Genomic DNA, 7992 nt, shown 5'->3' with positions numbered 1-7992 from the left:
CCGCATTCGCGAGCAAGCCCGCTCCCACATGAGGCCTTCAGTGGATGGAGTTCAGCGCACGACAAACCGCTGCTGCGCCAGCAATCGATCGCCCTGGAACACCATGAACCGCCACTCCCCCGGCACCACTTCGTGGCTCTCGGTGAATTCGTAGGCCATCACATCCTGAGGTGCACCGGGCACCAGTTTCTGGGTGACTTCGAATTTATCGTGGCGCACGCCATCAGGGGTGCGAATGCCGGGGGTGAAATACAACAGGGTCAATGGCTGGTCGTCAGCCACCTTGTCCGCCAAACGGTAGCGCAGACCGAACTTGGTGCCCAGCTTGGCCGGTACACTTTCAGTCTGGCGGATCTGCTCGTTGCTGCGGCGCAGAACCCGCTCCCCCGATTGCAGTTCGGCTTGAGGCCCTTCGAAGATACCGTACTCCACCGGGCCTTCGACACGGACTTCTGCCTGGGCCAGGCCGCAGACCGACAACAGCGCGACCAGTGCGCTTGAACGGGTGAGGTGCATAGTGCGCTCCTTGATTGTGATGAGCGCGAGGGTATGACGCGGCGGTGACAGGCTGATGACAAACCCTGCAACACCGATACGCTCCCGCTCGATTCTGTAGGAGCTGGCGAAGGCTCGGGCCGCGTTCGGACGATCTTTTGATCTTTCCCTTGAGACTCAATTGGTTGGGGAAAGATCGCAGCCTCGTTGCACTCGACAACTCCTACAGCCACAAAGGCGGACTTAGCGGGCGACTGAACGAGGCAATACCGTTAGGAAATTATCCCGCGCCACCTTCCTGGCCACCTCTTCCGGCAATGCATCCAGAAACGGATCGAAGCTGCGCAATTCCTTACCGACCTTGTCGAAACGCCCCACTACATCCGACCCCAACATAAAGCGCTCCGGAAAGCGTTCCACCAGCCTGATCCACGCCTCGCGAGGCTTGCCCGCCTCGTCCAGCAAGTAAGGCGTGAGCACGCTCCAAGACAGGTCTATGTACAGGTTCGGATAGGTCTCCAGCATCCGGGTCAGTGTCGGCAACAGAAAATCCAACCGCGTCTGGTGACGATGAATCTCCATGCTGGTGCCGGCATGGGCCCAAATGAACCGTGTGTGAGGATGGTTGCGCAGCGGCTCTTCAATTTCCGGCAAATACAGCGCGTTTTTCTCACGCTTGGAGGTGATGTTGGAGTGCAGCAGCACCGGCAGATCGTTCTCCGCCGCCAGGTGATAGATCCGCGTCATCGCCTCGTTGTTGGCCCGCGGGGTGTCCCCCGACGTCAGCGCCGTCAGGTCGTCATGGCGGGTGAACACCTCACCAATGCCCTGCCACAAGCCCGGATACAGATCGAGCATGCGCTGGATATGCATGGCGGAGTTCTTGTCGTTGGGGTTGAAACCGGACAAAAAAGGATGAAAGTGCTGGCGTTGTTCAGCGGTCAACTTACTCACCGCCGCCGCGACAATCACATCGGTGGCGCTGTACCAATAGGCGTCCGCATCGTCACCGGCGTAGTAACGCGGGCGCTTGGGCTCATCCTCATGCCATTTCTTGGCCACCGGTATGCCTGAAATCATCACATGCTCGATGTGATTGTCGGCCATGGCCTTCAATAACTCGGGCATGCCGGCGGTTTCCTGAAAGAAATCGACGTAATGCAGGTGCGCATCGCTGTAGGTGTATTCGCGGGCCATGACGCCGCTGCTCGAAACGGCCAGCAGCCAGGCGAAGATCAGACGGGTCAAGGGCACGGGTGGACTCCAGAAGATTATGAACAGGATAGACCCCGACCATCGCGTCCGGGTTCACGGCGCATGTGCCGTCAGTTGTCACGGCGGGTTATGCTTTGCCCATCCGTTGTTCAACCTGGAAGACATCATGACCATGCCCCTGACCATTCGCCCACGCGCAGAAGATGTGGAAGGCCAGCCGATTCTTCGCCCGCTGCCGTCCGCCAAGTGTCGCAGCGTCGGACCGTTCGTTTTTTTCGACCACATGCTGCAAACCTCCTACAAGGCCGGTCAAGGCATGAACATTCGTCAGCATCCCCACATCGGGTTGTCCACCCTCACCTATCTGTTCGAAGGGAAGCTCCAGCACAAAGACAGCCTTGGCTCCGATCAAGTGGTGGACGCAGGGGATGTCAGCTGGATGACCGCGGGCAGCGCCATCGCCCATGTCGAGCGCACGCCCGAATCACTGCTGGGCAGCGATTTCGTCATGCACGGCTTGCAAGTCTGGCTGGCCTCGCCCCAATCCCACGAGCAGGGGCCTGGGCACTACAGCCATCATCCGGCGCACACCCTGCCGGTCAGCGATAACCTGGGGGTAAAGATCCGGATGATCGCCGGGTCGGGGTTTTGCCTGGAATCGCCAGTCCCGACACTCTCTCCGACCCTGTACGCCGAGCTGCACCTGCAAACCGCAACGACCCTGCTGATTCCCACCGAGCATGAAGAGCGGGCACTGTATGTGCTCAGCGGTGAAGCGCAGTTGGACGGTGAACCACTGGAACCCCACTCGTTGGTGGTGCTCCCGGCCGGGGAGCAAATGACACTGTTCGCCGACAGCGACTGCCATGCGGTGCTGTTCGGTGGCGCGCCGCTTGATGGGCCACGTCGGATGAACTGGAATTTCGTCTCCAGTGATCCGGCGCGAATAGACGAAGCCCGCCGGCGCTGGGCGGCCGGGGACTGGCCAACGGTGCCAGGGGAAAGCGAGCGGATCGAGTTGCCCTAGATTCACATCGACCGGGGCGAGGGAGCCTGCTCCCGCTCGGCTCTGTAGGAGCTGGCGAAGCCTGCGATCTTTTGATCTTTTGATCTTTCGCTTAAGACTCAAGTGTCCTTGAAAAGATCGCAGCCTCGTTGCACTCGTCAGCTCCTACATAGCTCCTACATAGCTGCTACACAGGCCAGCGGGAGCAGGCTCTCTCGCCACGGGGTTCTGCTTGAAGCACTCAACCCCTGAGCACTTCATCCAGCAAATTATGCATCGACCTGAACGCCCGGGCGGCAACCTTGGCGTCGTACATCATCTTGCCCGGAACATTGGCCTGTGGATCGGTGAACGAATGCACCGCGCCACCGTAGCTCAGCAGTTGCCAATCCACCCCGGCGGCATTCATTTCATCTTCGAAAGCCGGCAGCTGCTCCTTGGGCACCAACGGGTCCGAGGCGCCATGCATGACCAGCACCGCCCCCTTGATGTTCTGCGCATCCGCCGGATTGGGTGTATCCAGGGTGCCATGGAACGAAATAGCAGCCTTCAACGGTGCGCCTGTGCGTGCTAGCTCCAGGGAGCAGCAACCGCCGAAGCAGAAACCGAACGTGGCCAATCTCGACGCATCGACCTGCGCCTCACCCTGACTTTGCAGTTGCTCGAATGCCGCCTGCATGCGCTTGCGCAACAAGGCACGATCATTCTTGAGCGGCATCATCGCAGCCCCGGCTTCATCGGCATTGGTCGGGCGCACGTTCTGGCCGTAAAGATCGGCGATCAACACAACATAGCCGTTGGCCGCCACCGACTTGGCGATTTCCTCGGCCCCCGCCCCTACGCCCATCCAATTGGGCGCCATCAGCAAACCCGGGCGCGAGCCCTGCTGGCTAACGTCGAAGGCCAGGCGGCCTTCATAGGTTTGACCATCGATCTGATACACCAGCGAACGAACCGTAACCTGACTCATGACTGACTCCCCTTGAAAACGGAACACCAGAAATGAAAAAACCCGCCGAAGCGGGTTTTTCCTGCACTTGATTAAGCTGACAGTTCAACCAACAGCTTGTTCAGACGGCGTACGTAGGCCGCCGGGTCCTTCAGGCTGTCACCCGCCGCCAGGGCGGCTTGATCGAACAGGATGTGCGACAGGTCGCCGAAACGCTCTTCGCTCTGCTCATTGTCGAGCTTATCCACCAGCGGGTGGGCCGGGTTGAATTCGAAGATCGGCTTGGAGTCCGGGACTTTCTGGCCGCTGGCTTCAAGGATCTGGCGCATCTGCAGGCCAAGGTCCTGTTCACCGATGGCCAGGATCGCCGGGGAGTCCGTCAGGCGGTGAGAAACCCGCACTTCGCTGACGGCATCGCCCAGGGCCGTCTTGATCCGCTCAACCAGGCCTTCCTTGCTCTTGGCGACTTCTTCGGCAGCTTTCTTGTCTTCTTCCGAATCCAGGTTGCCCAGGTCCAGATCACCACGGGCCACGTCGACAAAGCTCTTGCCATCGAACTCGCTGAGGTAGCTCATCAGCCATTCGTCGATGCGGTCGGTCAGCAGCAGCACTTCGATGCCTTTCTTGCGGAAGACCTCCAGGTGCGGACTGTTCTTGACCTGTGCATACGTTTCACCGGTCAGGTAGTAGATCTTGTCCTGGCCTTCCTTGGCGCGGGCCAGATAATCGGCCAGGCCAACGATCTGTTCACCATCGTCACCTTGGGTGGAAGCAAAGCGCAGCAGGCCAGCGATTTTTTCTTTGTTGGCGAAGTCCTCGGCAGGGCCTTCCTTCATCACCTGGCCGAAGTTCTTCCAGAAGCCCTTGTACTGCTCGGGCTCGTTTTTCGCCAGCTTTTCCAGCATGTCCAGGACACGCTTGGTCAGCGCCGACTTCATGGAGTCGATGATCGGGTCTTTCTGCAGGATTTCCCGCGAAACGTTCAGGGACAGGTCATTGGAATCGACCACGCCCTTGATGAAGCGCAGGTAGAGCGGCAGGAACGATTCGGCCTGGTCCATCACGAACACACGCTGCACGTACAGCTTCAGGCCGCGTGGGGCTTCGCGCTGGTACAGGTCGAACGGCGCACGGGCCGGCACGTACAACAGCGAGTTGTACTCCAGCTTGCCTTCGACCTTGTTGTGGCTCCAGCTCAACGGGTTCTCGTAATCGTGGGCGATGTGCTTGTAGAACTCCTGGTATTCCTCGTCTTTTACCTCAGTGCGTGGACGGGTCCACAGGGCACTGGCGCGGTTGACGGTTTCCCATTCCACTTCCGGTTTTTCTTCGCCTTCGGCCGCGGTCACTTCCTTCGGCAGCTCGATCGGCAAAGCGATATGGTCGGAGTACTTCTTGATGATGTTGCGCAGACGCCAGCCATCGGCGAACTCATCTTCACCAGACTTGAGGTGCAGCACGATGCGAGTACCGCGATCAGCCTTGTCGACGGTGGCGACTTCAAACTCGCCCTCGCCCTTGGACGACCAATGCACGCCTTCGCTGGCAGCGAGGCCGGCACGACGGCTGAACACTTCAACCTGCTCAGCGACGATGAACGCGGAATAGAAACCGACACCGAACTGGCCGATGAGGTGGGAGTCTTTTTTCTGGTCGCCGGAAAGGTTCTTCATGAAATCGGCGGTGCCAGACTTGGCGATGGTGCCCAGGTGAGTGATCACCTCTTCGCGGCTCATGCCGATGCCGTTGTCTTCGAGGGTGACGGTCTTGGCGTCCTTGTCGAAGCTCACGCGGATTTTCAGTTCGGCGCCGCCTTCCAGCAACTCTGGCTTGGACAGGGCTTCGAAACGTAATTTGTCGACAGCGTCAGAGGCGTTCGAAATCAGCTCGCGAAGGAAAATTTCCTTATTCGAATACAGCGAGTGAATCATCAGGTGCAGCAGTTGCTTCACCTCGGTCTGGAAGCCCAGGGTTTCCTTTTGAGTTTCCACGCTCATGGTCATCAAACTCCAAGTGGATGGTGGTGTCCGCCTCGCTGAGATTGGCGGCGGGATGTCCTCAAGGTGGGGGCAACGGTGATGATTTCAAGGGCAATGCGTTTTTGAAGACTCCTGAATCTTGAAATGCGCCCGGGCGGTAGCAATGGGCTGGGCCTCGGCGTCCTGCCAGGCGGTGATCGCCACATTGGCTACCCGGCGCCCCTGGCGCCAGACCTGGCATCGGGCATAAGTGTCGCGAAACTGCCCGGCACGCAGGTAATCCAGAGAGAAGTCGATGATTTTCGGCACGCCCGTCGCATGGGTGGCAATCAGCAGATACACCGCGGCAGACAACTCCATGAAACCGGCGATGACGCCGCCGTGGATGGCCGGCAATAAAGGGTTACCAATGTTGTCCTTGTTGGCCGGCAGGCGAAACAGCAGTTCCTCGCCCTGACGCGAGCATTCGACACCGATCAGCCGTGCATAGGGAATCGATGCCAGTAGCAGCGCGTAGTCGCCCCGCTCGCAGGCGTGGCGCAGTTGTTCCTGAGTGATTTCGGTCATGGCGTGTCTACGGCAGCCAACGGGCCACCCCTTTTGATTCCCCTGACGTGCTGTCCCAGGCGCATGAAGGTGCCCACCACATGGGCAATGGGTTGTTCAGGGTCGTCCTGATAGGCAAATCCACGGCTGAAGATCACGTCCTGAGTGACCCGATAGCATTGGGCGAAGCCATAGACATCCTTGTTCGGCTCAGCGGCGTGCATGTAGTCGATGCGCAGGTCCAGGGTCGGACAGACCTCGAACTGCGGCAACACGCACAACGTCGACATGCCACACGCCGTGTCCATCAGCGAGGTCAACGCGCCACCATGAATGATGCCCGTGAGGGGGTTGCCGACGATCTGGGGGCTGTAGGGCAGGATCACGGTCAGCCCCTCGCGACTGGCGCTGTGCAACTTCAAGCCCAATATCTGGCAATGTCGCAGCGCGGACAAAAAACGTGTCGCACGCTCAAAAACGGAGTCTTCAGCCATTGAATCAACGCCTTTATTAGTGAGCAGACGCGATAACGGGCACGCCCTGTAAAGTTCCGTTCCCATGCAAAGTTATATATCTGTAGCAAAAGAGGAACTTAATCCAAGGGGAGGTGTTCAAAAGGCCAGTAGTTATTTCCATAAGGAGAAACACCCCATGCGTAAGACTTTAGCTATTGCCTTGATGTTGGCCGCCTCCCTCGGTCTCGCTGCCTGCGATAAAAAATCCGAGGACAAAGCTCAAGATGCCAACGAACACGCTGAGCAGGCTCAGGAAAAAATGAGCGAAGCACAGGATAAAGTGAACGACGCAGCGAAAGAAAACGCCGAAGCCGCCAAAGATCAGGCCGAATCGAACGAAGCGGCTACTCAGGAACAAGCACCTGCAACAGCGCCCGCCACTGCACCGGCCACCAACTAATACTGTTTGAGCTTAAAAGAAACCCGCCTGGTGCGGGTTTTCTTTTGTCTGCCATTTGACAGTGACCGCCCTGTCAGGCCGGGTCTTTGCCTGCATCAGGCAATGGCGCCTCGGTGGGGGTGTAAACCATGACCTGCAGCACATCGGAATGAAACTCCCGGCGGTACAGCACCAACACCACTCCAGCACTCATCAACATGAATAACCAAGGGCTGACGAACCACGCCAACATGGTCATGCCGAAGTAATAAGCGCGCAGGCCAAAATTGAACTGGTTGGCCGCCATGGAGATCACCCGCGCCGCCCTGAGCGCGAAGGCCTTGCGCTCCTGCGCCGATACATGTCGCTCGCCGATCATCGGTGCCGATCCCACCAAAACCGCCGCAAAGTTGTATTGGCGCATGCACCAACTGAAGGTGAAGAAGGCATACACAAACACCAGCGCCAGGCACAGCAACTTGGCCTCCGACATGCCCTGGGATGCCTGCTGCACCATCGGCAAATCCGCCAGCAACGACACCGCACGATCGGAGGCCCCGAGCACCGTCAGGATGCCTGCCAGGATGATCAGCGTGCTGGAGGCGAAGAATGACGCGTTGCGCTCCAGATTGCCGATCACGCTGGCATCGGCGATACGGTTTTCGCGCAGCAACATGCGGCGCATCCAGTCTTCGCGATACAAGTGCATGACGCTGGCCAGACAGGCCGTATCGCGGGCTTTCAACGAGGCATAACGGGTGTAGCCGCCCCAGCAGACGACGAACCAGACAGCGGCCAGAAGATGGATCAGATTGGCTTGGATGAATGACATTCGATTTCCTGTATGACGACAAACATAAGCTCAAGCAATACTCGCAGTGCCCCTGTGGGAGCGGGCTTGCTCGCGA

At 58.7% G+C, this 7992-nt stretch carries 9 protein-coding genes; 2 read left to right on the top strand and 7 right to left on the bottom strand.

What is annotated here, in order from left to right; translation table 11 throughout:
• Positions 1-51: 51 nt before the first annotated feature.
• Positions 52-516 carry a DUF3859 domain-containing protein gene (locus HU811_RS22470; RefSeq protein WP_047230336.1) on the bottom strand — a complete coding sequence of 155 codons (465 nt, stop codon included), beginning with the start codon at positions 514-516 and terminating at the stop codon, positions 52-54.
• Between the two features lie 222 nt (positions 517-738).
• Complete coding sequence (locus HU811_RS22465; protein WP_225248482.1) at positions 739-1692, bottom strand: amidohydrolase family protein; 954 nt, start codon at positions 1690-1692, stop codon at positions 739-741.
• A 184-nt stretch (positions 1693-1876) separates the two neighbouring features.
• On the opposite strand from HU811_RS22465, the gene HU811_RS22460 reads away from it, so the two are divergent.
• Entirely contained in the window at positions 1877-2737 is an 861-nt protein-coding gene (locus HU811_RS22460; protein WP_186658155.1) for a pirin family protein, read from the top strand.
• Positions 2738-2957: 220 nt separating this feature from the next.
• Here HU811_RS22460 and HU811_RS22455 read toward each other — a convergent pair whose 3' ends face one another.
• The 4 genes from HU811_RS22455 to HU811_RS22440 form a co-directional block, all read right to left on the bottom strand.
• Positions 2958-3686, bottom strand: a complete 729-nt coding sequence (locus HU811_RS22455; protein WP_186658153.1) for a dienelactone hydrolase family protein — start codon at positions 3684-3686, stop codon at positions 2958-2960.
• 71 nt (positions 3687-3757) lie between these two features.
• On the bottom strand, positions 3758-5662 hold the full coding sequence (gene htpG / locus HU811_RS22450; protein WP_092400300.1) for a molecular chaperone HtpG: 1905 nt from the start codon (positions 5660-5662) through the stop codon (positions 3758-3760).
• A gap of 87 nt (positions 5663-5749) precedes the next feature.
• On the bottom strand, positions 5750-6211 hold the full coding sequence (locus tag HU811_RS22445) for a PaaI family thioesterase (RefSeq protein ID WP_092400155.1): 462 nt from the start codon (positions 6209-6211) through the stop codon (positions 5750-5752).
• Positions 6208-6684, bottom strand: a complete 477-nt coding sequence (locus tag HU811_RS22440) for a PaaI family thioesterase (RefSeq protein WP_186658152.1) — start codon at positions 6682-6684, stop codon at positions 6208-6210. Before HU811_RS22440 ends, HU811_RS22445 begins: the two co-directional genes overlap by 4 nt.
• Positions 6685-6841: 157 nt before the next feature.
• Between HU811_RS22440 and HU811_RS22435 the strand changes: the two genes are divergently transcribed.
• Complete coding sequence (locus tag HU811_RS22435) at positions 6842-7105, top strand: hypothetical protein (protein ID WP_047230330.1); 264 nt, start codon at positions 6842-6844, stop codon at positions 7103-7105.
• Between the two features lie 73 nt (positions 7106-7178).
• On the opposite strand, the gene HU811_RS22430 is transcribed toward HU811_RS22435, so the two are convergent.
• Positions 7179-7916, bottom strand: coding sequence for a DUF599 domain-containing protein (locus tag HU811_RS22430; RefSeq protein ID WP_092458655.1), 738 nt, complete (start codon positions 7914-7916; stop codon positions 7179-7181).
• Between the last annotated feature and the right edge of the window lie 76 nt (positions 7917-7992).

The organism is Pseudomonas tehranensis, assembly GCF_014268615.1.
GTDB classification, from domain to species: Bacteria; Pseudomonadota; Gammaproteobacteria; order Pseudomonadales; family Pseudomonadaceae; genus Aquipseudomonas; species Aquipseudomonas tehranensis.
This window is presented reverse-complemented; position numbering and strand designations above follow the sequence as displayed.

Excerpts from the sequence above, each read along its gene's own strand:
- HU811_RS22470 (WP_047230336.1), bottom strand. The coding sequence starts at position 516 with ATGCACCTCACCCGTTCAAGCGCACTGGTCGCGCTGTTGTCGGTCTGC.
- HU811_RS22465 (WP_225248482.1), bottom strand. The coding sequence starts at position 1,692 with ATGGCCCGCGAATACACCTACAGCGATGCGCACCTGCATTACGTCGAT.
- HU811_RS22460 (WP_186658155.1), top strand. The coding sequence starts at position 1,877 with ATGACCATGCCCCTGACCATTCGCCCACGCGCAGAAGATGTGGAAGGC.
- HU811_RS22455 (WP_186658153.1), bottom strand. The coding sequence starts at position 3,686 with ATGAGTCAGGTTACGGTTCGTTCGCTGGTGTATCAGATCGATGGTCAA.
- htpG (WP_092400300.1), bottom strand. The coding sequence starts at position 5,662 with ATGAGCGTGGAAACTCAAAAGGAAACCCTGGGCTTCCAGACCGAGGTG.
- HU811_RS22445 (WP_092400155.1), bottom strand. The coding sequence starts at position 6,211 with ATGACCGAAATCACTCAGGAACAACTGCGCCACGCCTGCGAGCGGGGC.
- HU811_RS22440 (WP_186658152.1), bottom strand. The coding sequence starts at position 6,684 with ATGGCTGAAGACTCCGTTTTTGAGCGTGCGACACGTTTTTTGTCCGCG.
- HU811_RS22435 (WP_047230330.1), top strand. The coding sequence starts at position 6,842 with ATGCGTAAGACTTTAGCTATTGCCTTGATGTTGGCCGCCTCCCTCGGT.
- HU811_RS22430 (WP_092458655.1), bottom strand. The coding sequence starts at position 7,916 with ATGTCATTCATCCAAGCCAATCTGATCCATCTTCTGGCCGCTGTCTGG.